This window comes from Kitasatospora sp. NRRL B-11411 (genome assembly GCF_000721345.1).
Taxonomy (GTDB): Bacteria; Actinomycetota; Actinomycetes; order Streptomycetales; family Streptomycetaceae; genus Kitasatospora; species Kitasatospora cineracea.
This window is the reverse complement of the sequence record NZ_JOGH01000032.1, coordinates 66525-91960: the sequence shown is the minus strand read 5'-3', so window position 1 is coordinate 91960 and position 25436 is coordinate 66525. Positions and strand designations below refer to the sequence as shown.

Genomic DNA, 25436 nt, shown 5'->3' with positions numbered 1-25436 from the left:
GCGCAGCGGCTCCCGCCCCACGCCCCGCCCGGCGCCCCCGCACCCCGCCCGGCGGCCTCCCACCCCACCCGGCGTCCGCGTGTTCTGATGAAACGTCGGATTCCCGGACGCGGAGAGCGAGGCTGGTCGAGCATGCGGATCGCGGTCATCGGAGCGAACGGCGGCATCGGCCGGTGCGTGGTGACCGAGGCGCTGGCGCGGGGGCACCTGGTGACGGCGGTGGTGCGGCGGCCGGAGGAGTACCAGGGGCTGGCGATCAGGGTGGAGCGCGGGGACGTGCTGGATCCGGCGGACGTGGCCCGGGTCGCGGAGGGGCAGCAGGCGCTGGTGAGCGCGGTCGGCGGTGGGGACGGCCCCGGCCGGGGGCGGCTGGTGGAGCCCGCCGCGCACGCGCTGGTCGCGGGGCTGCGGCAGCTCGCGGACGCGGCCCCGCGCCTGCTGGTGGTCGGCAGCGCGGGCAGTCTCACCACCGCGGCGGGCACGCCGCTGTGGGACGACCCGGCGGTGACGCCGCGTCAGTTCGAGCTGATGCGGGCCCACGGCCGGGCCCTGGACTACCTGCGCACCGTCCGCGACCTCGACTGGACGGTGCTCAGCCCGCCGCAGAGCCTGCTGCCGGGCGAGCGCACCGGCGCCTACCGCTCCGACACCGACGCCCTGGTGGAGACCCCGGACGGCCTGTCCACCCTCTCCCTCCCGGACCTCGCCGTCGCCCTGGTCGACGAACTCGAGCACCCCGCCCACCACGGCGAACGCTTCACCTGCGCCTACTGACGCCGCCGCGGGCGCTACCGGAGGACCGCCGCGGCCCCCACACAGGGACTCCGCTGCGCCCCGCGGTACGTCTGCCCGTCCTCGAGGACGACGCCCTGGAAGACCCCGATCAGCAGGGCCGCGGGCAGCGCCACGAACAGCAGCCCGCGCCCGGCGCTGATCGGCCGGCTGGTCTCCCGCAGCGTCCGCAGCGCCAGCCGGACCGCCCAGCCGGAGGCGGCCAGGCTCAGCACCGGCCCGGCCCAGGCCAGCAGCAGCGCGTACCAGGGGAGGCCGGGGCTGTCCAGGCAGTGCTTCAGCACCCCCTGCACGTTCTCCTCGGACCGCAGCGCCACCCAGCTGCCCGCCCAGCCGACGACCATCAGGGCCAGGCAGTACCGCGCCCTGGCCATCGCTCCCACCTCCCGCCTTCCGCTCGACCACCGGCCCACCGGTCCACCGGTCCACCGGCCCACCGACCACCGGTCCGCCGGTTCACCGACCGCCGGTCCGCCGGTCCACCGTCCGCATTCTGTCGGACGGCACGGAAAGGACGCGTAAGGACGAGCCCGGGCAGGAGGGGCCCCCGCCGTCAGCCCAGCTGGATCGAGCGCTTGGCCAGGCCCATCCAGAAGCCGTCGATGACGCTGCGCTGCGCGCCGAGGTCGGACTCGCCGGCGCCGAGGGTGACGAAGAGCGGGGCGAAGTGCTCGGTGCGGGGGTGGGCGAGGCGTCCGGCGGGGGCCTTGTGCTCGAAGTCGAGCAGGGCGTCGAGGTCGCGGGCGTCCAGGGCGCGGCGGCCCCAGTCGTCGAACTCGGCCATCACGGAGGTGATCCGGCCGTCGGGGGAGAGGGCGCGCAGGTTGTGGGTGAAGAAGCCGGAGCCGACGATCAGCACGCCCTCGTCGCGCAGCGGGGCGAGCTTGCGGCCGATCTCCAGGAGCTGCTGCGGGTCGAGGGTGGGGAGGGAGACCTGCAGGACGGGGATGTCCGCGTCCGGGTACATCTCGACCAGCGGGACGTACGCGCCGTGGTCGAGTCCGCGGTCCGGCACGTCCTGCACGGGGGTGCCGGGGGCGCGCAGCAGCTTGCGGACGGATTCGGCGAGCTCGGGCGCGCCGGGGGCGGCGTACCGCACCTGGTAGTAGTGCTCGGGGAAGCCCCAGAAGTCGTAGACCAGCGGGAGGGTGCGCACCGCGCCGATCGCCAGCGGGGCCTCCTCCCAGTGCGCGGAGACCATCAGGATCGCCTTGGGGCGGGGCAGGTCGGCGGACCAGGCGGCGAGTTCGCCGGGCCAGACCGGGTCGTCGGCGAGCGGGGGCGCGCCGTGCGAGAGGTAGAGGGCGGGCATGCGCTCGGTGGTGGGGGTGCTCATGGGTCCGTCCTCCTGGTGCCGGGGCCGCCGGCGGCTGCCGACCTGTAGTTCAAATTTGAACCTTGTGGCTCCGAAGGTACACCCGAGTTCGAATTTGAACAACCGGAGTAGACTGCGGGCATGGACGAACCCCGCTGGCTCAACGAAACCGAGATGGCCGCCTGGCGCGGGTTCGTCGCGGCCACCAACCTGGTCGCCCGCCGGCTGGAGCGCCAGCTCAAGGAGGACGCGGGGCTCTCCCACACCCAGTACGAGATCCTGGTGCAGCTGTCCGCCGCCCCCGGCGGCTCGCTGCGGATGACCGACCTGGCCGACCGCCTGGTCACCTCCAAGAGCGGCCTCACCTACCAGGTCACCCAGCTGGAGAAGGCCGGCCTGGTCGGCCGCCGCTCCTGCCCGAGCGACGTGCGCGGCGTCTTCGCCGAGCTCACCGACCAGGGCTGGGCGGCGCTGCGGGCCGCCGCCCCGGGGCACGTCGCCGCCGTCCGCGAGGCGCTGATCGACGTGCTCACCCCGCAGCAGCTCGCCGCCCTGGCCGACGTCCTGGGCACCGTCAGCGACCGCCTGCGGGCCGCCGACTCCTGAGCCGGCCCGGCCCGCGGGCGCCGCGGGGCCCGCGGATCAGAGCGCCGCGGCCCGCACGCACAGCACGTCCGGCAGGTGCGAGACGAGCAGCGACCAGTGCTCGCCGCCGTCGGGGGAGCCGTACACCTCGCCGTTGCGGTTGCCGAAGTAGACGCCCGCCGGGTCGGCGTCGTCGGTGCACAGGGCGTCGCGCAGCACCACGCCGTAGTGCTGCTCGGTGGGCAGCCCGGCGTCCAGCGGCTGCCAGGTGTCGCCCGCGTCGGTGGTCCGGAAGACCCGGCAGCGGCGGTCGACGGGCAGCCGGGCGTAGTCGGCGTCCAGCGGGAACAGGTAGGCGGTGTCCGGGTCGTGCGGGTGCGCGGCGACGCCGAAGCCGAAGTCGGCGGGCAGGCCGTCGGCGACCGACTTCCACGTCCGCCCGGCGTCGTCGCTGCGGTAGACCCCGCCGTGGTTCTGCAGGTACAGCCGGTCGGGGTCGACCGCGTCCCGGGCGATCTTGTGCACGCACTGGCCGAACTCGGGGAACCGCTCGGGCAGGAAGTCGGTGCGGATGCCGGTGTTGGACGGCTCCCAGCTGGCCCCGCCGTCCGCGCTGCGGTACGCGCCGCCGGAGGAGACCGCGACCAGCAGCGCGTCCGGGTCGCGCGGGTCGGTGAGGATCGTGTGCATGCCCTGGCCGCCGAAGCCCGCGCCCCAGTGCTCGCGCTGCGGGTGGTCCCACAGTGCGTCGACCAGTTCGAAGCTCTCGCCGCCGTCGGCGGAGCGGAACAGCGCGGCGGGCTCGGTGCCCGCGTACACCACGCCCGGGGCCTCCTCGCCGGCCGGCTGCAGCTGCCACACCCGCTCCAGCGAGGCGCCCGTCCGCTCGGGGAACCTCACCGCGGGCCGCGCGGGCTCCTGCCAGCTGGCGCCCAGGTCGTCCGACCACCACACCGACGGGCCCCAGTGGCTGCTGTCCGCCCCGACCAGCAGCCGGGTGCGGCCGCCGCGGCGGTCGATGCCCACCGCGTAGACCGCGTTCATCTGGAAGTGCGGCCCGCTGAACTCCCACCTCCCGCGGTCCGAACTGCGGCCCAGGAACAGGCCCTTCTGCGTGCCGACGGCCAGCAGGACATCCCGTGCATCCCGTACATCGTTCATCGTCGAACCCACCCGGAGACTCGGTCGTACGCGGTCCCGAAGCAGTGTGCTCCCGGCCACTGACACCCGCACGCCACCGCGCCGAGCGGCCGGGGAATGCCTGCCGCCCTCCGAATGGTTTACGATTCAACAACATGGTGGACGACACCGTGCACGTCCCCGACGGAGGAGGGCCCCCGATGGCATCCACGATCGACCTGCGCCGCGCCGACGAGCGCTACCACACCCGCGCCGGCTGGCTGGACTCCAAGCACTCCTTCTCGTTCTCGCACCACTGGGACCCGGCCAACACCCACTTCGGCCTGCTGCTGGTCTCCAACGACGACACCGTCGCCCCCGGCACCGGCTTCGACACCCACCCGCACCGGGACATGGAGATCATCACCTGGGTGCTCGACGGCGGCCTGGTCCACCAGGACTCCGAAGGCCACAACGGCGTCATCTACCCGGGCCTGGCCCAGCGGATGAGTGCCGGCAGCGGCATCCTGCACAGCGAGAAGAACGACTCCTGGACGCTCACCGGCGAGCCCGCCCACCGGGATCCGGTCCACTTCATCCAGATGTGGACCATCCCCGACACCGCCGGCATCGCCCCCGGCTACGAGCAGCTCGACATCAACGACCAGCTCACCCGGGGCGGTTGGACCACCCTCGCCTCCGGCATGGCCAAGCACGCCGACCAGCGAGCCATCGGCATCCGGCAGAAGCACGCCGCCCTGCACGTCGCCCGCCTGCGCCCCGACGAGACCCTCGAACTCGCCACCGCCCCCTTCGTCCACCTCTACGTCGCCCGCGGCGAAGCCGCCGTCGAAGGCGCCGGCCTCCTCCACCAGGGCGACGCCCTGCGCATCACCGCCGCCGAAGGCCAGCGCGTCACCGCCGGCCCCGAGGGCGCCGAACTCCTCCAGTGGGAAATGACCGCCGCCCTCAACTGACCCCCCACCCCTCGGAGGCCCGCCCACCCGGCGGGCCTCCGCCGTGTCCGCACCGGACGGGCAGCCGAAAGGGGCGCTCGGAGAAGTGGATCTCCGGGCGCCCCTTTTCGGGTGCCGCAGGTGCCCCAGGTGTCGTGGGTACTGCGGGTGCCGCGTGGCCGTCAGGGCAACTGCCCTGCGGGGGCGGTCAGTTCTGGGCGGCCTTCTTGGCCTCGACGCCGGCGTGGACCTCGGCCATGTCGAGCTTCCGGGCCTGGTCGATCAGGTTCTCCAGGGCGGCTTCGGGGAGCGCTCCGGGCTGGGCGAAGACCAGGACGCCCTCGCGGATGATCGCCAGGGTCGGAATCGACCGGATGTCGAACGCCGCGGCCAGCTCCTGCTGGGCCTCGGTGTCGACCTTCGCGAAGGTGATGTCCCCGTGCTTCTCGGACGCACGCTCGAAGACCGGCGCGAACTGGCGGCAGGGGCCGCACCAGGCCGCCCAGAAGTCGATCAGGACGAAGCCCTTGCCGTCCTCGCCCTGGACCACCTCGTCGAAGTTGTCCTTGGTCAATTCCACCGTGCTCATCATCGCCACCTGCCTCTCGCAGACCTGGCCCCGCCGATCGGGCCCTTCGCCCCGCACAACCCCGCCACCTGCGGAACTATTCCGGGGGCCACGGGCACGTGAACGCCCGGGACCCGCCGTACGTACCCCCGGGCGAACCGGTCGAACCCCGGCCCGCGGGCCGCGGGCCGGGCGGGACGACCGGACCGCACCCTCCCGGACGGGAGCACCCCGATGACCACCACCGGCCGGACGGCCCCCAGCGGCCGCCGCCTCACCCTGCTCGCCGCCGGCGCCCTGGCCGCCGCGGCCCTGGTCGCCGGCTGCGGCAGCAGCGGCGGCGGAAGCAGCAGCAGTTCCGCGGGCCACACCGGCAACCCCGGACAGAGCCAGGGCACCCTGATGACCGGGCACGACGCCACCCTCGGCACCCTGGTCACCGACGGCCAGGGCTTCACCCTGTACCGCTTCGACCAGGACACCAGCAACCCCCCGGCCACCCACTGCACCGACGCCTGCGCCAGTCTGTGGCCGCCCGAACTGGCGAACGGCAGCGGCAGCGCCGACCTCAAGGGCATCGACGCCAAGCTGGTCTCCACCGTCACCCGCCCCGACGGCAGCCACCAACTCACCCTCAACGGCTGGCCGCTGTACCGCTACGCCCCCGACACCAAGCCCGGCGAGACCAAGGGCCAGGGCGTCGACGGCACCTGGTTCGCGGCCACCCCGACCGGCGACAAGGCGATGCCCGCCGGCGGCGGCATGCCCAGCACGCCGTCCGGCGGCGGCTACTGAGCGCCCGGCGCCGGGACGGAACGGTGCAGGACGGAACGGCGCAGGACGGGACGACACCAGGACGGGACGAGACGGGAGGGGAGGGAACGGGCCGTGGAGCGCGGGACCGGGCCGCACCGGGGAGAACTGCCGGCAGAGGCAGAGGGGGTGCGGCGCTGGCGCCCGAGCCGCACCCCCGCAACGGTTATCGACACGAGCCGCCCCGGACTTGAGAGCCCGCGCGCGAGGATGGCGCCGTGGCCGACCCCCCGCGCAGCACCGGCCCCCGCAGCACCGGCCCCCGAAGCACCGGACACCCCGCCGCCGAGGACCGGCTGATGCGCGCCCTGTACCGGGAGCACGCCGGGCCGCTGTACGGGCTGGTGCTGCACCTGGTCGGCGGCGACCGGCAGCGCGCCGAGGACGTCGTGCAGGAGACCCTGGTGCGCGCCTGGCGCCACCTCGACCGGCTCGACCCGGCCCGCGGCAGCCTGCGGCCCTGGCTGGCCACCGTCGCCCGCCGGATCGTCATCGACGGCCACCGCAGCGCCCGGGCCCGCCCCCGGGAGGTCCCGGAGAGCGCGCTCGACCGGCTCCCGGACGCCGAGGCCCCCGTCGCCGAGGACGAACTCGACCGCGCGCTGCGGCTGATGACGCTCACCGACGCGCTCGACTCGCTGTCCGCCGCGCACCGCGCCGCGATCACCGAGACCTACCTGCGCGGCCGCACCGCCACCGAGGCCGCCGCCGTCCTCGGCGTGCCGCCCGGCACCGTCCGGTCCCGGCTGCACTACGCCCTGCGGGCCCTGCGGCTCGCGCTGGAGGAACGGGGTGAGACCCGATGACCGTCGTCCCGGACCGTCCGGAGGACCCGCACGCCGACCTCGGCGCGCACCTGCTCGGCGTGCTCGAACCCGACCGCGCGGCCCGGTTCGCCGAGCACCTCGCGCACTGCCCGCGCTGCACCGCCGAGGCCGCCGAACTCGCCCCCACCACCGCGCTGCTCGCCGAACTCGCCGCCGACGTGCGCACCCCGCAGGAGGACGGGCCGGAGCCGGTCGAGCGGCTGCTCGGCCGGGTGGCCGGCGAGCGGCGGCGGGCCCGGGTGCGGCGGCTGGTGCTGGCGGCCGTCGCGGCGGTCCTCGCGCTGGGCGGGCCCGCGATCACCTGGGCGGTCGTCGATGCCGGCCAAGTGGCCTCCGCCGCACAGCAGTTCAGCGCCACCGACCCGGCCACCGGGGTGTCCGCCACGGTCGGCGTCGACCCCGCGCCCTGGGGCAGCCGGATCACCCTCGACCTGGGGCACGTCCCCGGCCCGCAGACCTGCGAGCTGGTGGCCGTGGGCGCCGACGGCACCCGGCAGACCGTCACCACCTGGACCGTCCCGCCGACCGGCTACGGCGCCACCACCGGGCTGCGCACCGCGGGCGGCAGCGGGCTGGCCCCGGCCGCGATCGCCCGCTTCGAGGTCCGCGCCGGGACGTCGGTGCTGGTCACCGTCCCGGTCCAGCCCGCCGACCGGGCCGGTGCGGCGCACTTCGCGGCACACTGGGAGTGAGGAGGCCACGCGGGCCCGGGAACTGCCCGCCGCGGGGCGCGTGGACAGCGGCCATGAACCAGATCCCCCTGCTCTGCCCGCGCTGCGGCCGACCGCAGCGGATCGTCCACCAGGAAGACCCGCACCACCCGGTGCGGGTGGTGCACACCGAGACCGGCCGCGAACCCTGCGACGGGCCCGCCGACGGACCTGCCGACGGACTCGTCGACGAGGACGACGGCGAGGTGGTCGGCGAACCGCCGACCGACCCCGAGCGGACCGGCCTCAGCCGCTGCTGACCCCGCCCCCGCCTGGCCGCCCCGGCCCGCCCGTCGCACCCTGGAAGGGGCCGGACCGGCCCCGACGACCCGAACACCCCGTACCCACCCGGGAGGTGGCGGCCATGATGAGGACCCTGGTCGGATGGCACATCGAGATGGAGTTCGAGGAGGACGGCGACCGCACCAAGGCGGCCGCGCTGGTCCGCCTCGCCGACGGCAGCGAACTGCGCGGCCACGGCTACTCCACCCGGCACCACGACGACAGCCCGCAGCTGCGGGTCGGCGAGGAGGTCGCCGGGGCCCGCGCGCTCAACGACCTCGCCATGCAACTGCTCACCAAGGCCCACGAGGAGGTCGCGCAGCCCACCGCCGACCCGACCGCCCCGCTGATGTGGCGCGACGTGACCTGACCCGGCCCGACCCGACCCGGCCCGGCCGGACCGCGCCCCCGGTCAGAGCTCGTCGAGCGGCACCGCCGGGTCGGCCAGCCGCTCCGGGTCCACGGCCCGCCCGGAGCGCACCAGTTCGCGGATCGGGTCGGTGACGTCCCAGACGTTGACGTTCATCCCGGCCAGCACCTTCCCGCCGGACAGCCAGAACGCGATGAACTCCCGCCCGGCGACGTCGCCCCGGAACACCACCCGGTCGTAGCCGCCCGGCTCCGCGTAGCCGGTGTACTCCATGCCCAGGTCGTACTGGTCGGTGAAGAAGTACGGGACGCGGTCGTACACGGCCGCCTTGCCGAGCATCGAAGCGGCCGCCACCGCGGGCTGGTTGAGCGCGTTCGCCCAGTGCTCGACCCGGATCGGCCTGCCGAACAGCGGGTGGAAGGCGTTCGCCACGTCGCCCGCCGCGAACACGTCGGGGTGCGAGGTGGCCAGGTGCTGGTCGGTGCGCACCCCGTTGTCGACGGTCAGGCCCGCGTTCTCGGCCAGCGCCGTGTTCGGGGAGATGCCGACGCCGACCAGCAGCACGTCCGCCGGGACGGTGCTGCCGTCGCCCAGCCGCACCCCGTCCGCCCGCAACTCCTCGACCTTCACGCCGAACCGCAGGTCGACGCCGTGCGCCCGGTGCAGGTCGGCGAAGACCTGCGCGGCCTCCCGGCCCAGCACCCGCAGCAGCGGCAGCTCGGCCGCCTCCAGCACCGTCACCTCCGCCCCGGCGGTGCGGGCCGCCGCGGCCGCCTCCAGCCCGATCCAGCCCGCGCCGACCACCACCACCCGGGCGCCGGGCCGGAACGCGGCCCGCAACTGCTCGCTGTCGCCGACCCGGCGCAGCGTCCGCACGAAGTCCCCGTCCCCGCCCGGCACCGGCAGCCGGCGCGGCGCCGAACCGGTGGCCAGCAGCAGCTTCGAGAACGGCAGCCGCTCCCCGCCCTCCAGCGTCACGGTGTGCCCGGCCGGGTCGATCGCGGTGGCCGCGGTGCCCAGCCGCAGCACCACCTCGTGCTGCTCGTACCAGTCGGCGGGGTGGACGTAGATCTTCTCCTTCTCGTCCTTGCCGAGCAGGTACCCCTTGGACAGCGGCGGCCGCTCGTACGGGCGCTCCGCCTCGTCGCCGACCAGGGTGACCGGCCCCCGGTAGCCCTCCGCGCGCAGCGCCTCGGCGGCCTTCGCCCCGGCCAGGCTCGCCCCGACGATCACGATCCCGGTGTCCATGTCCCACGTCCTTCCCACAGCGGCGTTCCCTCGTAGCCGTCCTGCCCGACCTTGGCACCGCCACACGCCCGACCGGGGGACCCGCGCCGGTCGTCGCCCCGTCGCCACCGGGATTCGCCCGCGAGGCGGACCACGTTCCGGCGGGGGCACGGACCTAGGCTGGGGCGGGTCCGGCCGACCGGCCGGCGGAGCGGCGAAGGGAGCCCGCGGGATGGTGGAGCGAACGGCCACGGTGCGCTGCGTGCCCGCGGTGCCGTGCTGGGTCGGCCTGACAGCACGTGACCTGCCGACCGCCCAGGGTTTCTACGGGCCGCTGCTGGGCTGGGAGTTCGTCCCCGGACCGGACCGCTGGGGCCCGTACCTGCGCGCGGTGGTCGACGGCGTCGAGGTGGCCGGGCTGAGCGAGCTCGGCACCGACTGGGAGCGCCCGGTCGCCTGGACCACCTACTTCGGCATCGAGAGCGCCGACCGGGCCGCCGACGGCGTCCGCGAGCGCGGCGGCACCCTCGCCGTCGGCCCGCTCGCCTTCGACGCCGGCCGGGTCGCGCTGGCCGCCGACCCGTTCGGCGCGACCTTCGGCATCTGGGAGGGCGAACCCGCCGACGCCCGCCCCGGCGACGCCCCCTGGACCGCCGAGCCCGGCGCCCCCGCCTGGATCGAACTGCGCACCGCCGACCCGTTCGCCGCCGCGCTCTTCTACGGCGAGGTGTTCCGCTGGGACGACCGCGACCCGGCGCGGTTCGAGGTCCGCTACGAGCACGAACGGGTGGTGCTGCGCTCCGAGGACCGCAGCGTCGCCGCGCTGCGCGCCGCCAAGGACCTCGCCCCGCACTGGGAGGTCTTCTTCTCCGTCCCCGACACCGACGCCGCCGCCCGCCGCGCCACCGCCCTCGGCGGCCGCGTCCTGGACGGCCCGGCCGACTCCCCGTACGGCCGGGTGGCCCGGCTGGCGGACGCGGAGGGCGGCCACTTCTCGGTGCTCGGGCCGTGATCCGCGGCTAGAAGCCGGTCCGGGCGGGCAGGAAGAGCCGGTGCATGGCCTCCGGCAGGTCGTCGGGGCGGGTGACCGGGCGGTGGAAGTCGAAGCGGGCGTCCAGGGTGCCGGCGTCGCCGAGCAGGCGGATCCGCAGGCCGTGGCGGTCCAGGGCGACGGGGCGCACTTCGCGCAGGCGGCCCGGCGGGCCGTCGGGGCGTCCGGCCAGGGCGCCGGCGCCGAGCAGCAGGAGCTGGTCGGCGTGGGCGGCGGCCAGGTGCTGGAGGAGTCCGGCCTCCTCGGCGGCCACCGGGTCGGGGGCCGCGGTGGTGAGCGCGTCCGGGTCGAGGCAGCACTCGGAGCCCCAGAGGTCGTCCAGGGCCAGGTGGTCGGGGGTCAGCCGGAGCAGCACGCCGTCGCGGTGCGGGAACAGCGCGGTGGCGCTCTCGCCGGGGGAGCGGGTGAGCAGGCCCTGGACCCCGAGGCGGCCGCGGATCCGGTGCGGGACGGCGACGGGGGCGACGTCCACGCAGTCGAGTTCGGCGGTGAGCGGGCCGCGGGCCGGCGCGGTGATCCGGTGCAGGGCGGACTCGCGGCCGACCAGGACCGCCACCGAGCCGTCCGGCCGCAGCGCGCAGGCGACCTGCGGGGGCAGGCCGGGGCGGGCGGTGAGGTCGGCGCCGCGGACGTCCAGCACCGCCGAGGAGGCGAACTCCAGCAGGGTGCGGGCGCGTTCGGCGGGGGAGGGGCGGCGGGCGGGCTGGGGCAGCACGAGGAAGCCTCCTTGTGATTTAGGTAAGGCTAACCTAATCAACAAGGGGGTCGGCAGTCCAGCGCCGGGGTGCCGTCAGTCCCCGGTCCGCCCGGCCGGCGCGCCCAGCATCCGCAGCACCAGCTGCCCGTACCGGCGCCCCAGTTCCTCCGGGGACTCGCTGCTGCGCTCGGTGTACCAGCGCGAGACGTCGATGCCGAGCGAGGTGACCGCGCGGGCCGCGGTGCGCTGGTCCGGGACGTGGAACAGGCCCTGCGCCACCCCGTCCGCGATGATCCGCAGCACCGTCTCCTCGATCCGGATCCGCAGCTCGGCGACGGCCGCGAAGTCCTCCTCGGGCAGCGCGTGCAGCTCGTGGTTGACGATCCGGCCGACGGTGTGGCCGCGGGCGTGCCAGACGGTGAAGGACTCGGCCAGCGCCCGCATCCGCTCCACCGGGTCGGACCCGGCGGCCTCGGCCCGCTCCACCAGCTCCAGGGTGGCCCGGTGGCCGGTGCGGGAGATCTCGGCGAGCAGCGCGGCCTTGGACGGGTAGTGGATGTACAGCGCGGCCGGGCTCATCCCGGCGGCGGTGGCGATGTCCCGGGTGGTGGTGGCGTGGTAGCCGCGGCGGGCGAAGGAGTCCACGGCGGCCAGCAGCAGCCGCCGGGCGGCCTCGGTGCGCTCCCCGGGCCAGAGCGCGGCGGTCGCTGGGTCGGTCATGGGGTCAATCCTCCCAGACGGTTCGGCGCGGCCCGGCGGGCCGGGCTGTTGACAGTGTCGCCCGCCGCAAAGATGCTAAGCAAGCGCTTAGTCACATCCGATCCGAGAGGTACGAGGTACGACGATGGCAGTGTCGTTCGAGGGCAAGGTGGCCGTGGTCACCGGCGCGAGCCGGGGCATCGGGTTCGGCATCGCCGAGGAACTGGTCCGGCGCGGGGCGAAGGTCTGCCTCACCGCCCGCACCAAGGAGACCCTGGACGAGGCCGTCCAGGCGCTCGGCGGGCCCGGCCACGCGATCGCCGTCGCCGGGAAGTCCGACGACGCCGCGCACCAGGAGGAGGCCGTCGCCACCGTCCTGGAGACCTACGGCCGCCTCGACCTGCTGGTCAACAACACCGGCATCAACCCCGTCCACGGCCCCGTCCTGGACACCGACCCGGGCGTCGCGGCCAAGATCCTCGCCGTCAACGTGCTCGCCCCGCTGGCCTGGACCCGCCGCGCCCACGCCGCCTGGATGGGCGAGCACGGCGGCGCCGTCGTCAACGTCGCCTCCATCGCGGGCCTGCGCGCCTCCACCGGCATCGGCATGTACGGCGTCTCCAAGGCCGCGCTGATCCGCCTCACCACCGAGCTCGCCGCCGAACTCGGCCCGGACGTCCGGGTCAACGCGGTCGCCCCCGCCGTGGTCAAGACCAAGTTCGCCGAGGCGCTCTACGCGGGCCGCGAGGAGAAGGTCGCCCGCGCCTACCCGCTCGGCCGGCTCGGCCTGCCCGAGGACGTGGCCGGCGCGGTCTGCTTCCTGCTCTCCGCGGACGCCGGCTGGATCACCGGCCAGACCCTGGTCATCGACGGCGGCGTCACCCTCGGCGCCGGCCTGTGACCGGGCCCGCCGGCCGGGCCGACCAGGGGCGGCCCGAACTCCCCGACACCGAGCGGCAGTTCGCCGGGATCGGGGCCGTCGTCACCGGCGCCGGGCACGGCATCGGCGCCGCCCTCGCCCGGGCCCTGGCCGCGGCCGGCGCCCGGGTGGTGGTCAACGACCTCGACGCCGGTGCGGCCCGCGCGGTGGCCGCCGAGATCGGCGGGCACGCCGCCGCCGGCGACGCCGCGAGCGAGGAGGGCGTCGCCGCCCTGGTCGACGCCGCCCGGGCCCGGCTCGGCGCGATCGACCTGTACTGCGCCAACGCGGGCGTCGCCACCACCGGCGGCCCCGACGCCACCCCCGAGGCGTGGGAACTGGCCTGGCAGGTCAACGTGCTCGGCCACGTCCGGGCCACCCGCCTGCTGCTGCCCGACTGGCTGGAGCGCGGCACCGGCCGCTTCCTGGCCACCGTCTCCGCCGCCGGACTGCTCACCATGCTCGGCTCCGCCCCGTACAGCGTCACCAAGCACGGCGCGCTGGCCTACGCCGAGTGGCTCGCCGCGACGTACCGGCACCGCGGCCTGCGGGTGCACGCGCTGTGCCCGCAGGGCGTGCGCACCCGGATGCTGGACGGCACCGGCCCGCACGGGCGGGTGCTGCTCGCGCCCACCGCGATCGACCCCGCCGACGCCGCCGCCGCGGCCCTGCGCGGCATGGCCGCGGACGAGTTCCTGATCCTCCCGCACCCCGAGACCGCCGGGCAGTACGCGGCCCGCGCCACCACCCCCGACCGCTGGCTGCACGGCATGAACCGGCTGCAGCAGCGGATCGAGACCCTCCCCACCGCCCCGGAGGCCCGATGAGAGCCTGGCAGATCACCGAACTCGGCGCGCCGCTGGACGTGATGAAGCTGGTCGAGGACGCCGACCGCCCGGTCCCCGGACCGGGACAGCTCCTGGTCAGGGTCCGGGCCGCGGCCGTCAACTTCCCCGACGCGCTGATGGCCGCCGGGCAGTACCAGGTCCGCCCGCCGCTGCCGTTCACCCCCGGCGTGGAACTCTGCGGCGAGGTCGCCGAGGGCCCGCGCACCGGCGAACGCCTGATCGGCACCGCCGAACTGCCCGCCGGGGCGTTCGCCGAGTACGCCCTGATGGACGCGGCCGGCGCGCTGCCCGCCCCCGGCCACCTGGACGACGCCGAGGCCGCCGCGTTCCACCTCGCCTACCAGACCGCCTGGTTCGCGCTGCACCGCCGGGCCCGGCTGGCCCCCGGCGAGACCCTGCTGGTGCACGCCGGGGCCGGCGGCGTCGGCAGCGCCGCCGTCCAACTCGGCAAGGCCGCCGGGGCGTTCGTCATCGCCGTGGTCGGCGGCCCGGAGAAGGCCCGGGTCGCGGCCGACCTGGGTGCCGACCTGGTCGTCGACCGGCACGCCGAGGACTTCGCCGCCGCCGTCCGGGCCGCCACCGGCGGCCGCGGCGCCGACGTGGTCTTCGACCCGGTCGGCGGCCCCGCCTTCACCGGCTCCACCAAGTGCGTGGCCTTCGAGGGCCGGATCGTGTTGGTCGGCTTCGCCTCCGGGCAGATCCCGGCCCCGCCGCTCGGCCACGCCCTGGTCAAGAACTACTCGCTGCTCGGCCTGCACTGGGGCCTGTACACCACCCGCGACCCGGCCGCCGTCCGGGCCTGCCACGCCGCGCTCACCGCCCTCGCCCCCCGCCCGCTGGTCTCCGCCCGCCTCCCGCTGGAGTCCGCGGCCACCGCCGTCCACGACCTCGCCGCCGGCACCACCACCGGCCGCCTCACCCTGCTGCCCTGACCGCCCGCCGCCCGTGGGGGCCCGGCGCACGGACGCCGGGCCCCCACGGGCCCGCCCGCTCAGCGGTGCTTGCGCAGTTCGCGCCGGGCCAGCGAGCGCTTGTGGACCTCGTCGGGCCCGTCGGCCAGGCGGAGGGTGCGGTTGCCGGCCCAGAGCTGGGCCAGCGGGGTGTCCTGGCTGACGCCGGCCGCGCCGTGGGCCTGGACGGCCTTGTCGAGGATCCACTCGACGGCGGACGGCACGACGATCTTGATTGCCTGGATCTCGGTGTGGGCGCCCCGGTTGCCGACGGTGTCCATCAGCCAGGCGGTCTTCAGCACCAGCAGCCGGGCCTGCTCGATCCGGACCCGCGCCTCGGCGATCCAGTCCTGGACGACGCCCTGGTCGGCGAGCGGACGGCCGAACGCCACCCGGGAGTTGACCCGGCGGCAGGTCAGTTCCAGGGCGCGTTCGGCGATGCCGAGGGCGCGCATGCAGTGGTGGATCCGGCCGGGCCCGAGCCGGGCCTGGGCGATGGCGAAGCCGCCGCCCTCCTCGCCGATCAGGTTCGCGGCCGGGACCCGGACGTCCTCGAACAGGATCTCGGCGTGGCCGCCGTGGTCCTCGTCCGGGTAGCCGAACACCCGCATGCCGCGCAGGACCTGCACACCCGGGGTGTCGCGCGGGACCAGGACCATCGACTGCTGGCGGTGGGCCTCGGCGGCCGGGTCGGTCTTGCCCATCACGATGAAGACCTTGCAGTCCGGGTTCATCGCCCCGGTGATGTACCACTTGCGGCCGTTGACCACGTACTCGTCGCCGTCGCGCTCGATCCGGGTGGTGATGTTGGTGGCGTCGGAGGAGGCCACCTCGGGCTCGGTCATGGCGAAGGCGGAGCGGATCGTGCCGTCCAGCAGCGGTCGCAGCCAGCGCTCGCGCTGCTCGGGGGAGCCGAACTGGGCGAGCAGCTCCATGTTGCCGGTGTCGGGGGCCGCGCAGTTGAGCGCGGGCGGGGCCAACAGGACGGAACGGCCGGTGAGTTCGGCCAGCGGCGCGTACTGCAGGTTGGTCAGCCCGGCCCCGAGCTCCCCCGGCAAGAAGAGGTTCCACAGGCCGCGGGCCTTCGCGGCGGCCCGCAACTCGCCGACCACCGGCGGAACCGACCACGGCGCGCGGGCCGGGTCGGCGAGCTGGGCGGCCAGCACCGGTTCGGCCGGATACACGAACTCGTCCATGAAGGCGCCGAGTTCGCCGAGCAGCTCGGTCGTCCTGGCGTCGTACCCGAAGTCCATTCCTCAGCCCTCCAGCGATTCGAGTCCGAACTCCACGAACAGCGGCACCAGTTCACCGACCCGGTCGAAGCCCGCGCCGACGGTGCCGCCCCGGGTGTAGCGGTAGTGGATGCCCTCCAGGACGACCGCCAGCTTGAAGGAGGCGAAGGCGACGTACCAGCCGAGCCCGGAGACGTCCCGGCCGGAGGCGTCCGCGTAGCGGCGGACCAGCTCGGCGGTGCCGGGGAAGCCGGGGGCGAGGGCCGCACCGGGCAGCAACCCGTCGAAGCGGCGGGCCAGTTCGGTGTACATCACCAGCAGGCCCAGGTCGGTGAGCGGGTCGCCGACGGTGGACATCTCCCAGTCCAGGACGGCGGTGATCCGGTCCCGGTCGTCCACCAGGACGTTGTCGAGCCGGTAGTCGCCGTGCACCAGGGTGGCGGCGGGCGAGGCGGGCAGGGTGTCGGCGAGGCGGCGGTGGAGCTCGTCCACGCCCGGTACCTCGCGGCTCCGGGAGGCGTCCAACTGCTTTCCCCAGCGCCGCAGTTGGCGCTCCAGGAAGCCCTCGGGGCGGCCGAAGCCGGCCAGGCCCACCGCGTCCGGGTCCAGTGCGTGCAGGGCGACCAGGGTCTCCACCAGGCGCACCCCCAGCGCGTGCACCCGGTCCTCGCCGAGCGCGGCCAGCACCTCGGCGTCCCGGTGCGCGGTGCCCGGCACGTACTCCATCAGGTAGAACGGCGCGCCGATCACCGCGGTGTCCTCGACCAGCAGCACCGGCCGGGGCACCGGCACGGCCGTCCCGGCCAGCGCGCCCAGCACCCGGTACTCGCGGCCCATGTCGTGCGCGGTGGCCAGCACGTGCCCGAGCGGCGGGCGGCGCAGCACCCACCGGGAGGCGCCGTCCTCGACCAGATAGGTCAGGTTGGAGCGGCCGCCCTCGAACATCCGCGCGGTGAGCGGCCCTGCGACGGGCGCCGGCAGGGCGGTGTCCAGGTGGGCGCGCAGCCTCTCCAGGTCCAGGCCGGGCGGAGCAGCGGTGGTCATCGGGGCACCTCGCAGGGGTCGGAACGTACTGACTAAGCGCTTGCTTAGGATCGGCCCGGCGGCGGCACTTGTCAACGAGCGGCAGCGCACCGCCCGTCCGGAACGGCGTCCCGGACGGGCGGTGCGCGCGGGGCGCGTCAGCGGGCCACGGCGGCGGCGACCCGGTCGCCGAGGTCCCGGTCCACGTTGCGCCAGTACTGCAGGGCCCGCTCCAGCACCGGCGCCGAGACCCCGTCCTGCAGGTGCCCGGCGATGTTCGCCACCAGCCGGTCGCGCGCCGCGTCGTCCAGCACCTCCCGCACCAGCGTCCCGGCCTGCCCCCAGTCGTCGTCCTCCCGGTGCAGCGGGTACGCCTCGCGCACCATCCGCCCCGCCACGTCCCACCCGATCTCCCCGCCCCACAGCGACGGGTCCGCGGCCGGCCCGCCGTACGAGTTCGGCGCGTACGGCCGGGCGGTGCGCGCCGAGTCGAACCGCATCGGCCCGTCCTTGCTGTACGAGTGCACCGGCACGTGCGCCCGGTTCGGCGGCAGCTGGGCGTAGTTCGGCCCGATCCGGTACCGGTGGGTGTCCGGGTAGGAGAAGATCCGCCCCAGCAGCATCTTGTCCGGCGACACCCCGATGCCCGGCACCAGGTTGGACGGCTCGAACGCGGCCTGCTCGATGTGGACGAAGTGGTCCTCCGGGTTGCGGTTCAGGGTGAACCGGCCGACCTCGATCAGCGGGTAGTCGCCGTGCGGCCACACCTTCGTCAGGTCGAACGGGTTGAACCGGTAGTCCCACGCCTCGTCGAACGGCATCACCTGCACGTGCAGCGTCCAGGACGGGTGCTCGCCGCGCTCGATCGCCTCGAACAGGTCGCGCCGGTGGTAGTCGCCGTCCGCGCCCGCCAGCCGGTCCGCCTCCGCCTGGGGGAGGAACTCGATGCCCTGGTCCGTCTTGAAGTGGTACTTCACCCAGAACCGCTCCCCGTCCGCGTTCACCCACTGGTAGGTGTGCGAGGAGAAGCCGTCCATGTGCCGCCAGGTCCGCGGGATGCCCCGGTCGCCCATCAGCCAGGTCACCTGGTGCGCCGACTCCGGGGAGAGCGTCCAGAAGTCCCACTGCATGTCGTGGTCGCGCAGCCCGTTGTCCGGGCGCCGCTTCTGCGAGCGGATGAAGTCCTGGAACTTGATCGGGTCGCGGACGAAGAACACCGGCGTGTTGTTGCCGACCAGGTCGTAGTTGCCCTGCTCGGTGTAGAACTTCAGCGCGAAGCCGCGCGGGTCGCGCCAGGTGTCCGGCGACCCCATCTCACCCGCCACGGTGGAGAACCGGGCCAGCATCTCGCACTGCTTGCCCGGCTGGAACAGGTCCGCCACGGTGAACCGGCTGACGTCCTGCGTCACCTCGAAGGAACCGTACGCGCCACTGCCCTTGGCGTGCACGACCCGTTCGGGCACCCGCTCCCGGTTGAACTGGGCCATCTTCTCGATCAGGTAGTGGTCGTGCAGCAGGACCGGGCCGACCGGGCCCGCCGTCAGCGAGTGCTCGTCGCTCTCGACCGGGACACCCGCGTTGTTCGTGGTGAAGGGAACGTGCTGCGACATCGGGGGGAATCCTCCTCTGGCACCCCCGGCCGGGGCGCCGTGACCGCGCGGCGGCGAGGGTCGTCCACCGCGACTGCCCTCCACTCGAACACCGGCCCGCCCCGCCCACAACCGCAGCGCCCCGCCCGCCGGACCCTCAGAACCACGGCGTGGAGTACCCGTTCAGGAACCACAGCGCCGCCGCCCACCACAGCACCCCCACCGCGCAGAACAGCGCCCCGCCCGCCACCGGCAGCGCCCACCCGGGCAGCCCGCCGCGCCGCACCAGCAGCACCTTCGCCGCGAACGCCCCGTACAGGAAGCACCCCGCCGCCGAGTGCACGCCCACCCGGACGTCCGTGAACTGCACCCCGTACGCCAGCAGGCAGTGCTGGGCGATCGGCAGCGACAGCGCGAACGCCAGCCAGCCGCCCACCCGGTGCGCCCGCCGGACCGGACGCGCCGCCGGGCCCCGCCGGTACATCCCCAGCGCCAGCAGCACCTGCACCAGCGCCAGCCCGAGCAGCGCCGTCCCCAGCCACGACTTCAACCGCAGCGCGTCCTCGCCGGACGCCCCGAACAGGCTCCGCCCCGGATCCGGCACGTGCGCCCGCCCGAACCACAGCAGCCCCAGCGAGACCGCCAGCGGCGCGACCAGCGCCAGCACCGGCAGCACGGCCGACCCACCCCGGTCCGGACGGTGACGACCCGCCACCTCAGCCCTCCTGCGAACCGTCGTCACCGGCCGGGGCACCGCCACCGCCACTGCCGTCCGTTCCCGCTGCCGCGCCCGCGCCGTCGGCGGGGGGCTGGGCGGGAGCCTGCGTGGGGGTTTGGACGGCCGGGGCCTGGGCGGCGGGGGTCTGCGCCGGTGCCTGGGCCTGGGCCTGGGCGCCCGGGTCGGCCGGAGCGGCCGGGGCCGCGCTCGCGCTCGCCGCCGCATCCGGCTGGGCACTGGCACCGGCACTGGCACTGGCACTGGCACCCGCGCTCGCGCCCGGGCTCGGCACCGCGCCGCCCGCACCGCGCAGCGTGGCGATGTCGACGCCGACCGGGTCGCCCAGCGAGGTGACCGCGTAGAAGGTGCCGCCGGGGCCCGCCACGGTGTGCCCGGCGGTCTCGCCCGGCCCGTGGTCGCCGGTGTAGCGGTACAGCGGGTGGCCCTTGTACAGCACCTGCGCGGTCCCGTCCGGCAGCGCCGCCGCGCCCAGCAGCCCGTCGTCCACGCCCGGGCCGGCCAGCGGGAAGCCCGGGGTGGTCACCGGCGGCCAGGACTTCGCGCACTCGTCCAGGCAGCTCGCGTGCACCGTGGTGTCCGCGCCGTACAGGTACAGGGTGCGGCCCTGCGCGTCCACCAGGATCGGGCCCAGGCTGCCCGCGCTGGCCAGCGAGACGCGGGTGCCCGCCGTGCTGGCGAACGCCGACACCGGCGGGCCGGAGTCGACGACCGGGACGGCGGCGGCCGAGGACTCGGCGGCGGGCGGGGCGCTCAGGTCCGGCGACGCCGCGCAGCCCGCGGCCGAGAGCGCGGACAGCGACAGCGCCGCCAGGACGGCGGCGGTTCGGCGGGTGCGGGACGGCGGGGCGGCGGCAGCACGGCGGGTGCGGGGCATCGGGGCTCCAGGGGACGGCGCGGCACTGGAGACCATCCACCCCCGCCGCCCGCCGCCCGGCCACTCCAGAGCCGGGCCGCTCCGCACCAGGGGGGACCCCGTTGCCCCGGAAGGCCCACCCGCGCGCCGCCCCCGGGCCCGGCCCGCGCCCGCTTCGCCCCCCGTCCCGGCGGGCGGACACTGGAGTGGTACCACTCGCCCGAGGGGGCGCCCATGACCACCCAGCCGGCCGGAACCGGCAGCGCGATCCGGGTCCAGGGGCTCGGCAAGCGCTTCAAGGACCTCGTCGCCCTGGACGGCGTCGACTTCACCGTCCCGCCCGGCACCGTGTTCGGCCTGCTCGGCCCGAACGGCGCGGGCAAGACCACCGCCATCCGGATCCTCACCACGATCATCCGGCCCACCGCGGGCCGCGCCGAGGTGCTCGGCACCGACGTGGTCGCGCACCCCGCCGCCGTCCGCCGGTTGATCGGGCTCGCCGGGCAGTACGCCGCCGTCGACCCCAACCTGACCGCCCGGGAGAACCTCCGGCTGATCGGCCGGCTCACCCAACTGCCCCGCCGCCGCCGCGACCCGCGCGCCGCCGACCTGCTGGCCCGCTTCGACCTGACGGCGGCCGCCGACCGGCCCGTGCGCACCTACTCCGGCGGCATGCGCCGCCGGCTCGACGTCGCCGCCGCGCTCGTCCCCGAACCGCCCGTGCTGTTCCTCGACGAGCCTACCACCGGCCTCGACCCGCAGAGCCGCACCGCGCTGTGGGAACTGATCCGCGAACTCGTCGCCGAGGGCACCACCGTGCTGCTCACCACCCAGTACCTGGAGGAGGCCGACCGGCTCGCCCAGCGGGTCGCCGTCCTCGCCGAGGGACGGGTGGTCGCCGACGACAGCCCGCACGCCCTCAAGGCCCGGCTCGGCACCACCGTCCTCGAACTCGGCATGGGCGAGGACCCGCGCGCCACCCGCGCCGCCGCCCTGCTCGCCGACCGCCTCCGGCACGCCCCCGAACGCGACGGCGCGGTGCTGCGCCTGCCCAGCACGGACGGCTCGCTGCTGCTGATGGACGTCCTGCGCGCGCTCGAGGCGGAACGGCTCGCCCCGCGCACCATCGCCGTCCGCGAGTCCAGCCTCGACGACGTCTACCTCGCCCTCACCGGCCACCGCACCGCCCCGCCGCCCGCCGCTGCCGCGTCTCCCCCCGCCGAGCCGCCCGCCCCGCCATCGGCTCCGCCGTCCGCCGGAGGAGGCCCGCCGTCATGACCGTCGCCGTCCCCCTGCACCCGCCGCTCGCCGACCGCCTGCTCGCCCCGGTCCGGGACGGGCTGGCCGTCGCCGGGCGCAACCTGATCGCGCTGCGCCGGGTGCCGCGGCTGCTGATCTTCTCCACCGTGCAGCCGATCGTCTTCGTGCTGATGTTCCGCTACGTCTTCGGCGGGGTGGTCGGCGCGGCCCTGCACGGCGTCTCGTACGTCGACTACCTGATGCCCGGCGTGTTCGTGCAGGTCGTCACGTTCGGCGCGGTCAACACCGCGATCGGCCTGGCCGGCGACCTGCAGACCGGGCTGATGGAACGCTTCCGCTCGCTGCCGATGGCCCGCTCCGCGGTGCTCTCCGGGCGGACCACCGCCGACCTGGCCCGGAACGTGTTCGTGGTCGCGCTGATGACCGGCGTCGGCTTCCTGGTCGGCTTCCGGATCCACAACGGCGTCTGGGCGTTCCTCGGCGGCGCGCTGCTGGTGCTGGCCTTCGGGCTCGCCATGTCCTGGGTCTTCGCCGTGGTCGGCCTGGCCGTCGGCGACCCGGAGACCGCGACCGCCGCCGCCTTCCCCGTCCTCGCGCCGCTGGTCTTCGCCTCCTCGGCGTTCGTCCCGACCGCGACCATGCCCGGCTGGCTCCAGGTCTTCGCCAACCACCAGCCCGTCACCATCACCGCCGGGGCCGTCCGCGCCCTGATGATCGGCGGCCCGGTCGGCACCCAGGTCTGGCAGGCCCTGGCCTGGGACGCCGGCATCATCGCCGCGTTCGCCCCGCTCGGCGTCTGGCTCTACCGCCGCGCCGTCTAGCCTTCCGCCTGCTCCTCAACGTGTGCCCACACCGTGCGGTCGCCGCCCCGCCACGCCACCAGGTCCGGGTCGTCCAGGTCCGGCTCGGCGACGCCCGCGTGCCGGATCAGCTCCACCACGTCCGCCGGGCCGGTCGCCCGCCCCACCGTCCGCCCGTAGATCTCCACCCGCCGGTACGGCCGCTCCCCGCGGGTCGGCGGGCGGACCACGACCGGCGGGTGGAATATGTCTCCGGACTCGCTCATGACTCCAGTGTCCCGCGCCCGGCGCGCAACGGCCCGCCGGTGTCGCCCTCCGTGCCCGCGCAACCACGTATCGTGGTCGTCCGTGCGCACCGACCGACCCGTCACCGCCCCCGGCGGGGTGCCGCTGCTGGGGCACCTGCCCGCGCTGCTCTCGCGGCCGCTGGCCTTCCTCGACACGCTGCCCGGCTGCGGCGACCCGGTCCGGGTGCGGGTCGGGCCGCGCGAGATGTACGTGGTCAGCGCGCCGGAACTGGTGCAGCAGGTGCTGGCCGACCGGGCGGGGTACGACCGGACGGGGCCGCTGTACGCGAAGATCCGGGCGTTCCTCGGCAACGGGCTGGCCTCCTGCCCGCGCGCCGACCACCGCAGGCTGCGCCGGATCGTGCAGCCCGCCTTCCAGCACGCGCTGCTGCCGCACTACGCGGCGGCGATGACGGACGAGACCGCGGCGCTCACCGCGGGGTGGCGGGCCGGGCAGGTCGTCGACGTCACCCACGAGGCGTTCCGGCTCACCACCGCCGTGGCCGTGCGCACCCTGTTCTCGGCCGGGCTGGAGCCGCGGGCCGCGGAGGCCCTGCGCGGGGCGCTGGACGTGCTGCTGCGCGGGATCTACCGGCGGGTGGTGCTGCCCGCGGCCGACCTGCTGCCCACTCCGGCGCGGCGCACCCACCGGCGGGCGCTGGCCACCTGGCACGCCGGAGTGGCGGCGATCATCGCCGACTACCGGGCCCGCGGGATCGACCGCGGCGACGTGCTCTCGCTGCTGCTGGCCGCCCGCGACGAGGACGGCCGGCCGCTCGGGGAGCGCGAACTCGCCGACCAGGTCGCCACCCTGGTGCTGGCCGGGGCCGAGACCACCTCCTCCGCGCTGGCCTGGTCGCTCCGGCTGGTGGCCGAACACCCGGACGTGGAAAGGGCGTTGCACGCCGAGGTCGACGCCGGACCGGCCGGGGCGCCGGCCCGCTGGCAGGACCTGTCGCAACTCCCTTACACCGCACGGGTGATCAGCGAGACCCTGCGGCTCTACCCGCCCGCCTGGGCGATCAGCCGCACCACCACCCGGCCCACCGAGCTCGCCGGGGTCCGGCTGCCCGCCGGGGCCCTGGTGGTCTGCTGCCTGTACCTGCTGCAGCGCCGGCCCGAGCTCTTCCCGGACCCGGGGCGGTTCGACCCGGACCGGTTCGCGGGCGAGCTGCCCCGGGGCGCGTACCTGCCGTTCGGCTCCGGGGCGACGCGGTGCCCGGGTGACCGGTTCGGACTGACCGAGGCGACGCTGGCGCTGGCCACCGTCGCTGGCCGGTGGCGGCTGCGCCCCGCGGGGGCGGGCCCGGTGCGGCCGGTGCCCCGGCTGGTGCTGTCGCCCGGGCCGCAGCCGATGCTGCTGTCCGAGCGGGTCAGCGGGCCAGCAGGTTGACTGCGGCGCCGAAGGCCGGGGGGAGGGCGGCGGCCAGCGGGACGATCCGCGGGCCGAGCCGCGGGTGGTGGCGGGCGGCCAGCAGGGCGGCGGTGAGCAGGCGGTAGGGGCGGGTGGCGCGGTGCCAGGCCCGCTCGTAGGCGGCGGGGCGGCCGGCGGCCAGGCAGCGGACGGCGGCCTCGGCGGAGGCCAGGGCCAGCGCGACGCCCTCGCCGGTGAGGGCGTCCAGGTAGCCGGCCGCGTCGCCGACCAGCAGCACCCGGCCGTGCACCCTGGCCGCGGCCCGCTGCCGCAGCGGGCCCGCGCCCCGTACCGGGCCGGCCGGGGGAGCGTCGCCGAGCCGCGCCGACAGGGCGGGGAAGGCGGCGAGTTGGCGGTCGAACGGGAGCCGCTCGCTGCCCAGCACGGCCACCCCGACCGTCCCGTCCGCGACCGGTGTCACGTACGCCTCCGCGTGCCGCGACCAGTACACCTCGACCAGTTCGCTCCACGGCCGGACCGCGAAGTGCCGCCGCTGCCCGTAGCGGGCCGGGAGCCGCCCGGGGGCGGGGCGGTGCAGGCCGAGGGCGCGGCGGACGGGGGAGTGCAGGCCGTCCGCCGCGACCAGGTGGCGGGCGGTCAACTCGCCTACGCTGACGGCACTTTGGTCGAACCGCAGGCCGTCGGCGCGGAGCGCGAGGCGGTGGACGCCGAGGTGGTCGGCGCGGGCGGCGAGCGCGGCGTGCAGGGCGGTGCGGCGCACGCCCAGGCCGGGGCCGGTGCGGAAGCGGGCCTCGGCGGTGCGGGCGCCGTCCGCGGACAGGTAGCGGATGCCCGCGAACGGGCGGCCCTCGACCTCGACGCCCAGCCGCTCCAGGGCCCGCACCGCGCCCGGCATCAGGCCCTCGCCGCACGCCTTGTCGATCGGCGTCGCCCGCGGCTCCAGCACGGTCGCGGACAGGCCCGCGCGGGCGGCGTGGATCGCGGTGGCCAGCCCCGCCGGGCCGCCGCCGACCACCAGCAGATCGATCACGCGGCCACCCGGCAGCGGGTCAGCGCGGCGTCCTCGCAGCGCAGCCGGGTGGCCAGCAGCCAGGCGTCCAGCAGCGTGAAGCAGAGCGCGGTGGCCCAGGCGGTGTGCACCAGCGGCAGCGCGAAGCCCTCCACCACCACCGCCAGGTAGTTCGGGTGCCGCAGCCACCGGTACGGGCCGCCCGCCACCAGCGGCAGGCCCGGCACCACGATCACCCGGGTGTTCCAGCGCGGCCCCAGCGTCCGGATGCACCACCAGCGCAGCCCCTGCGCACCCAGCGCCAGCGCGAGCATCGGCCAGCCCAGCGCCGGGACGAACGGCCTTGCCGCGAAGTGGACTTCGAGCAGGCAGCCGGCCAGCAGCGCGGTGTGCAGCGCCACCATCGCCGGGTAGTGCCCGCGCCCGTACTCGACGCCGCCCCGGGCCAGGCTCCAGGCGGCGTTGCGGCGGGCGACCAGCAGCTCGGCCAGCCGCTCCACGGCGACCAGCGCGATCAGGACGGTGTAGGCGGTCATCGGCG

The 25436-nt window shown here is 75.7% G+C and carries 30 protein-coding genes; 15 read left to right on the top strand and 15 right to left on the bottom strand.

Going from position 1 to position 25436, the window contains the following annotated elements:
* Positions 1-132: 132 nt before the first annotated feature.
* Entirely contained in the window at positions 133-774 is a 642-nt protein-coding gene (locus IH44_RS0117290) for an NAD(P)-dependent oxidoreductase (protein WP_030460479.1), read from the top strand.
* Between the two features lie 14 nt (positions 775-788).
* Here IH44_RS0117290 and IH44_RS0117285 read toward each other — a convergent pair whose 3' ends face one another.
* Complete coding sequence (locus IH44_RS0117285; protein ID WP_030460478.1) at positions 789-1166, bottom strand: hypothetical protein; 378 nt, start codon at positions 1164-1166, stop codon at positions 789-791.
* Between the two features lie 179 nt (positions 1167-1345).
* Positions 1346-2128: a dioxygenase gene (locus IH44_RS0117280; RefSeq protein WP_030460477.1), complete on the bottom strand. Its 783-nt coding sequence runs from the start codon at positions 2126-2128 to the stop codon at positions 1346-1348.
* A gap of 120 nt (positions 2129-2248) precedes the next feature.
* Here IH44_RS0117280 and IH44_RS0117275 point away from each other — a divergent pair, with 120 nt between their 5' ends.
* Positions 2249-2713 (top strand): MarR family winged helix-turn-helix transcriptional regulator, encoded by a 465-nt coding sequence (locus IH44_RS0117275; protein WP_030460476.1) that lies wholly within the window; start codon positions 2249-2251, stop codon positions 2711-2713.
* A gap of 36 nt (positions 2714-2749) precedes the next feature.
* On the opposite strand, the gene IH44_RS0117270 is transcribed toward IH44_RS0117275, so the two are convergent.
* On the bottom strand, positions 2750-3853 hold the full coding sequence (locus IH44_RS0117270; RefSeq protein WP_030460475.1) for an exo-alpha-sialidase: 1104 nt from the start codon (positions 3851-3853) through the stop codon (positions 2750-2752).
* A 179-nt stretch (positions 3854-4032) separates the two neighbouring features.
* Between IH44_RS0117270 and IH44_RS0117265 the strand changes: the two genes are divergently transcribed.
* Positions 4033-4788, top strand: a complete 756-nt coding sequence (locus tag IH44_RS0117265; RefSeq protein ID WP_030460474.1) for a pirin family protein — start codon at positions 4033-4035, stop codon at positions 4786-4788.
* Positions 4789-4975: 187 nt separating this feature from the next.
* Here the strand turns inward: IH44_RS0117265 and trxA are convergent, their stop codons facing one another.
* Positions 4976-5359, bottom strand: a complete 384-nt coding sequence (gene trxA, locus IH44_RS0117260) for a thioredoxin (RefSeq protein WP_078914469.1) — start codon at positions 5357-5359, stop codon at positions 4976-4978.
* Between the two features lie 210 nt (positions 5360-5569).
* On the opposite strand from trxA, the gene IH44_RS0117255 reads away from it, so the two are divergent.
* The 5 genes from IH44_RS0117255 to IH44_RS0117235 all read left to right on the top strand — a co-directional run bounded on the left by IH44_RS0117255 (position 5570) and on the right by IH44_RS0117235 (position 8337).
* A complete protein-coding gene (locus IH44_RS0117255) occupies positions 5570-6130 on the top strand; it encodes a hypothetical protein (protein WP_051817003.1) in 561 nt (186 codons plus the stop codon).
* A 236-nt stretch (positions 6131-6366) separates the two neighbouring features.
* The gene (locus tag IH44_RS0117250) at positions 6367-6954 is read left to right on the top strand and encodes a sigma-70 family RNA polymerase sigma factor (RefSeq protein ID WP_081966932.1); all 588 of its coding nucleotides are present in this window, start codon (positions 6367-6369) and stop codon (positions 6952-6954) included.
* On the top strand, positions 6951-7667 hold the full coding sequence (locus IH44_RS0117245) for an anti-sigma factor (RefSeq protein WP_051817002.1): 717 nt from the start codon (positions 6951-6953) through the stop codon (positions 7665-7667). Before IH44_RS0117250 ends, IH44_RS0117245 begins: the two co-directional genes overlap by 4 nt.
* A gap of 53 nt (positions 7668-7720) precedes the next feature.
* Positions 7721-7945, top strand: coding sequence for a hypothetical protein (locus tag IH44_RS0117240; protein WP_030460469.1), 225 nt, complete (start codon positions 7721-7723; stop codon positions 7943-7945).
* A gap of 104 nt (positions 7946-8049) precedes the next feature.
* Positions 8050-8337: a DUF1876 domain-containing protein gene (locus IH44_RS0117235; RefSeq protein WP_030460468.1), complete on the top strand. Its 288-nt coding sequence runs from the start codon at positions 8050-8052 to the stop codon at positions 8335-8337.
* Positions 8338-8379: 42 nt separating this feature from the next.
* Here IH44_RS0117235 and IH44_RS0117230 read toward each other — a convergent pair whose 3' ends face one another.
* The gene (locus IH44_RS0117230) at positions 8380-9585 is read right to left on the bottom strand and encodes an NAD(P)/FAD-dependent oxidoreductase (RefSeq protein ID WP_030460467.1); all 1206 of its coding nucleotides are present in this window, start codon (positions 9583-9585) and stop codon (positions 8380-8382) included.
* 211 nt (positions 9586-9796) lie between these two features.
* On the opposite strand from IH44_RS0117230, the gene IH44_RS0117225 reads away from it, so the two are divergent.
* The gene (locus tag IH44_RS0117225; RefSeq protein WP_030460466.1) at positions 9797-10576 is read left to right on the top strand and encodes a VOC family protein; all 780 of its coding nucleotides are present in this window, start codon (positions 9797-9799) and stop codon (positions 10574-10576) included.
* Positions 10577-10583: 7 nt separating this feature from the next.
* Here the strand turns inward: IH44_RS0117225 and IH44_RS0117220 are convergent, their stop codons facing one another.
* Positions 10584-11330, bottom strand: coding sequence for a DUF2470 domain-containing protein (locus IH44_RS0117220; RefSeq protein WP_051817001.1), 747 nt, complete (start codon positions 11328-11330; stop codon positions 10584-10586).
* Positions 11331-11405: 75 nt separating this feature from the next.
* Complete coding sequence (locus IH44_RS0117215) at positions 11406-12032, bottom strand: TetR/AcrR family transcriptional regulator (protein ID WP_030460464.1); 627 nt, start codon at positions 12030-12032, stop codon at positions 11406-11408.
* Positions 12033-12156: 124 nt separating this feature from the next.
* On the opposite strand from IH44_RS0117215, the gene IH44_RS0117210 reads away from it, so the two are divergent.
* The 3 genes from IH44_RS0117210 (at position 12157) to IH44_RS0117200 (ending at position 14710) form a co-directional block, all read left to right on the top strand.
* A complete protein-coding gene (locus IH44_RS0117210; protein ID WP_030460463.1) occupies positions 12157-12912 on the top strand; it encodes an SDR family oxidoreductase in 756 nt (251 codons plus the stop codon).
* A 68-nt stretch (positions 12913-12980) separates the two neighbouring features.
* Positions 12981-13757 carry an SDR family oxidoreductase gene (locus IH44_RS0117205; RefSeq protein WP_030460462.1) on the top strand — a complete coding sequence of 259 codons (777 nt, stop codon included), beginning with the start codon at positions 12981-12983 and terminating at the stop codon, positions 13755-13757.
* Positions 13754-14710 (top strand): NADPH:quinone oxidoreductase family protein, encoded by a 957-nt coding sequence (locus IH44_RS0117200; protein ID WP_030460461.1) that lies wholly within the window; start codon positions 13754-13756, stop codon positions 14708-14710. Before IH44_RS0117205 ends, IH44_RS0117200 begins: the two co-directional genes overlap by 4 nt.
* Positions 14711-14769: 59 nt before the next feature.
* Here IH44_RS0117200 and IH44_RS0117195 read toward each other — a convergent pair whose 3' ends face one another.
* From IH44_RS0117195 to IH44_RS42865, 5 genes are all read right to left on the bottom strand, one after another.
* Positions 14770-15981 (bottom strand): acyl-CoA dehydrogenase family protein, encoded by a 1212-nt coding sequence (locus tag IH44_RS0117195; RefSeq protein ID WP_030460460.1) that lies wholly within the window; start codon positions 15979-15981, stop codon positions 14770-14772.
* Positions 15982-15984: 3 nt separating this feature from the next.
* Positions 15985-17004 (bottom strand): phosphotransferase family protein, encoded by a 1020-nt coding sequence (locus IH44_RS0117190; protein ID WP_030460459.1) that lies wholly within the window; start codon positions 17002-17004, stop codon positions 15985-15987.
* Between the two features lie 137 nt (positions 17005-17141).
* Positions 17142-18593 (bottom strand): catalase, encoded by a 1452-nt coding sequence (locus IH44_RS0117185; RefSeq protein ID WP_030460458.1) that lies wholly within the window; start codon positions 18591-18593, stop codon positions 17142-17144.
* A gap of 136 nt (positions 18594-18729) precedes the next feature.
* Entirely contained in the window at positions 18730-19287 is a 558-nt protein-coding gene (locus IH44_RS0117180; RefSeq protein WP_232794976.1) for a DUF6529 family protein, read from the bottom strand.
* 1 nt (position 19288) lies between these two features.
* Positions 19289-20185 (bottom strand): hypothetical protein, encoded by an 897-nt coding sequence (locus tag IH44_RS42865; protein ID WP_051817000.1) that lies wholly within the window; start codon positions 20183-20185, stop codon positions 19289-19291.
* Between the two features lie 213 nt (positions 20186-20398).
* Between IH44_RS42865 and IH44_RS0117170 the strand changes: the two genes are divergently transcribed.
* Together IH44_RS0117170 and IH44_RS0117165 are read left to right on the top strand one after the other, a co-directional pair.
* The gene (locus IH44_RS0117170; RefSeq protein ID WP_051816999.1) at positions 20399-21442 is read left to right on the top strand and encodes an ATP-binding cassette domain-containing protein; all 1044 of its coding nucleotides are present in this window, start codon (positions 20399-20401) and stop codon (positions 21440-21442) included.
* Complete coding sequence (locus tag IH44_RS0117165) at positions 21439-22245, top strand: ABC transporter permease (protein WP_030460454.1); 807 nt, start codon at positions 21439-21441, stop codon at positions 22243-22245. The genes IH44_RS0117170 and IH44_RS0117165 overlap by 4 nt, the downstream gene beginning before the upstream one ends.
* Here the strand turns inward: IH44_RS0117165 and IH44_RS0117160 are convergent.
* Complete coding sequence (locus tag IH44_RS0117160) at positions 22242-22454, bottom strand: hypothetical protein (RefSeq protein ID WP_369794965.1); 213 nt, start codon at positions 22452-22454, stop codon at positions 22242-22244. The two genes, IH44_RS0117165 and IH44_RS0117160, sit on opposite strands and share 4 nt — an antisense overlap.
* Before the next feature lie 118 nt (positions 22455-22572).
* On the opposite strand from IH44_RS0117160, the gene IH44_RS0117155 reads away from it, so the two are divergent.
* Entirely contained in the window at positions 22573-23904 is a 1332-nt protein-coding gene (locus IH44_RS0117155; RefSeq protein WP_035955396.1) for a cytochrome P450, read from the top strand.
* On the opposite strand, the gene IH44_RS0117150 is transcribed toward IH44_RS0117155, so the two are convergent.
* Positions 23885-24916 (bottom strand): NAD(P)/FAD-dependent oxidoreductase, encoded by a 1032-nt coding sequence (locus IH44_RS0117150; protein WP_030460451.1) that lies wholly within the window; start codon positions 24914-24916, stop codon positions 23885-23887. The genes IH44_RS0117155 and IH44_RS0117150 overlap by 20 nt on opposite strands.
* Positions 24913-25431 (bottom strand): isoprenylcysteine carboxyl methyltransferase family protein, encoded by a 519-nt coding sequence (locus IH44_RS0117145; RefSeq protein WP_030460450.1) that lies wholly within the window; start codon positions 25429-25431, stop codon positions 24913-24915. The genes IH44_RS0117150 and IH44_RS0117145 overlap by 4 nt, the downstream gene beginning before the upstream one ends.
* Between the last annotated feature and the right edge of the window lie 5 nt (positions 25432-25436).

Bases quoted from the DNA above. Each gene is read 5' to 3' on its own strand.
- IH44_RS0117290 (WP_030460479.1), top strand. From the start codon at position 133: ATGCGGATCGCGGTCATCGGAGCGAACGGCGGCATCGGCCGGTGCGTG.
- IH44_RS0117285 (WP_030460478.1), bottom strand. From the start codon at position 1,166: ATGGCCAGGGCGCGGTACTGCCTGGCCCTGATGGTCGTCGGCTGGGCG.
- IH44_RS0117145 (WP_030460450.1), bottom strand. From the start codon at position 25,431: ATGACCGCCTACACCGTCCTGATCGCGCTGGTCGCCGTGGAGCGGCTG.
- IH44_RS0117165 (WP_030460454.1), top strand. From the start codon at position 21,439: ATGACCGTCGCCGTCCCCCTGCACCCGCCGCTCGCCGACCGCCTGCTC.
- IH44_RS0117225 (WP_030460466.1), top strand. From the start codon at position 9,797: ATGGTGGAGCGAACGGCCACGGTGCGCTGCGTGCCCGCGGTGCCGTGC.
- IH44_RS0117230 (WP_030460467.1), bottom strand. From the start codon at position 9,585: ATGGACACCGGGATCGTGATCGTCGGGGCGAGCCTGGCCGGGGCGAAG.
- IH44_RS0117265 (WP_030460474.1), top strand. From the start codon at position 4,033: ATGGCATCCACGATCGACCTGCGCCGCGCCGACGAGCGCTACCACACC.
- IH44_RS0117215 (WP_030460464.1), bottom strand. From the start codon at position 12,032: ATGACCGACCCAGCGACCGCCGCGCTCTGGCCCGGGGAGCGCACCGAG.
- IH44_RS0117255 (WP_051817003.1), top strand. From the start codon at position 5,570: ATGACCACCACCGGCCGGACGGCCCCCAGCGGCCGCCGCCTCACCCTG.
- IH44_RS0117280 (WP_030460477.1), bottom strand. From the start codon at position 2,128: ATGAGCACCCCCACCACCGAGCGCATGCCCGCCCTCTACCTCTCGCAC.
- IH44_RS0117195 (WP_030460460.1), bottom strand. From the start codon at position 15,981: ATGGACTTCGGGTACGACGCCAGGACGACCGAGCTGCTCGGCGAACTC.
- IH44_RS0117240 (WP_030460469.1), top strand. From the start codon at position 7,721: ATGAACCAGATCCCCCTGCTCTGCCCGCGCTGCGGCCGACCGCAGCGG.
- IH44_RS0117210 (WP_030460463.1), top strand. From the start codon at position 12,157: ATGGCAGTGTCGTTCGAGGGCAAGGTGGCCGTGGTCACCGGCGCGAGC.
- IH44_RS0117190 (WP_030460459.1), bottom strand. From the start codon at position 17,004: ATGACCACCGCTGCTCCGCCCGGCCTGGACCTGGAGAGGCTGCGCGCC.
- IH44_RS0117275 (WP_030460476.1), top strand. From the start codon at position 2,249: ATGGACGAACCCCGCTGGCTCAACGAAACCGAGATGGCCGCCTGGCGC.
- IH44_RS0117245 (WP_051817002.1), top strand. From the start codon at position 6,951: ATGACCGTCGTCCCGGACCGTCCGGAGGACCCGCACGCCGACCTCGGC.
- IH44_RS0117235 (WP_030460468.1), top strand. From the start codon at position 8,050: ATGATGAGGACCCTGGTCGGATGGCACATCGAGATGGAGTTCGAGGAG.
- IH44_RS0117270 (WP_030460475.1), bottom strand. From the start codon at position 3,853: ATGAACGATGTACGGGATGCACGGGATGTCCTGCTGGCCGTCGGCACG.
- IH44_RS0117200 (WP_030460461.1), top strand. From the start codon at position 13,754: ATGAGAGCCTGGCAGATCACCGAACTCGGCGCGCCGCTGGACGTGATG.
- IH44_RS0117185 (WP_030460458.1), bottom strand. From the start codon at position 18,593: ATGTCGCAGCACGTTCCCTTCACCACGAACAACGCGGGTGTCCCGGTC.
- IH44_RS0117170 (WP_051816999.1), top strand. From the start codon at position 20,399: ATGACCACCCAGCCGGCCGGAACCGGCAGCGCGATCCGGGTCCAGGGG.
- trxA (WP_078914469.1), bottom strand. From the start codon at position 5,359: ATGATGAGCACGGTGGAATTGACCAAGGACAACTTCGACGAGGTGGTC.
- IH44_RS42865 (WP_051817000.1), bottom strand. From the start codon at position 20,185: ATGCCCCGCACCCGCCGTGCTGCCGCCGCCCCGCCGTCCCGCACCCGC.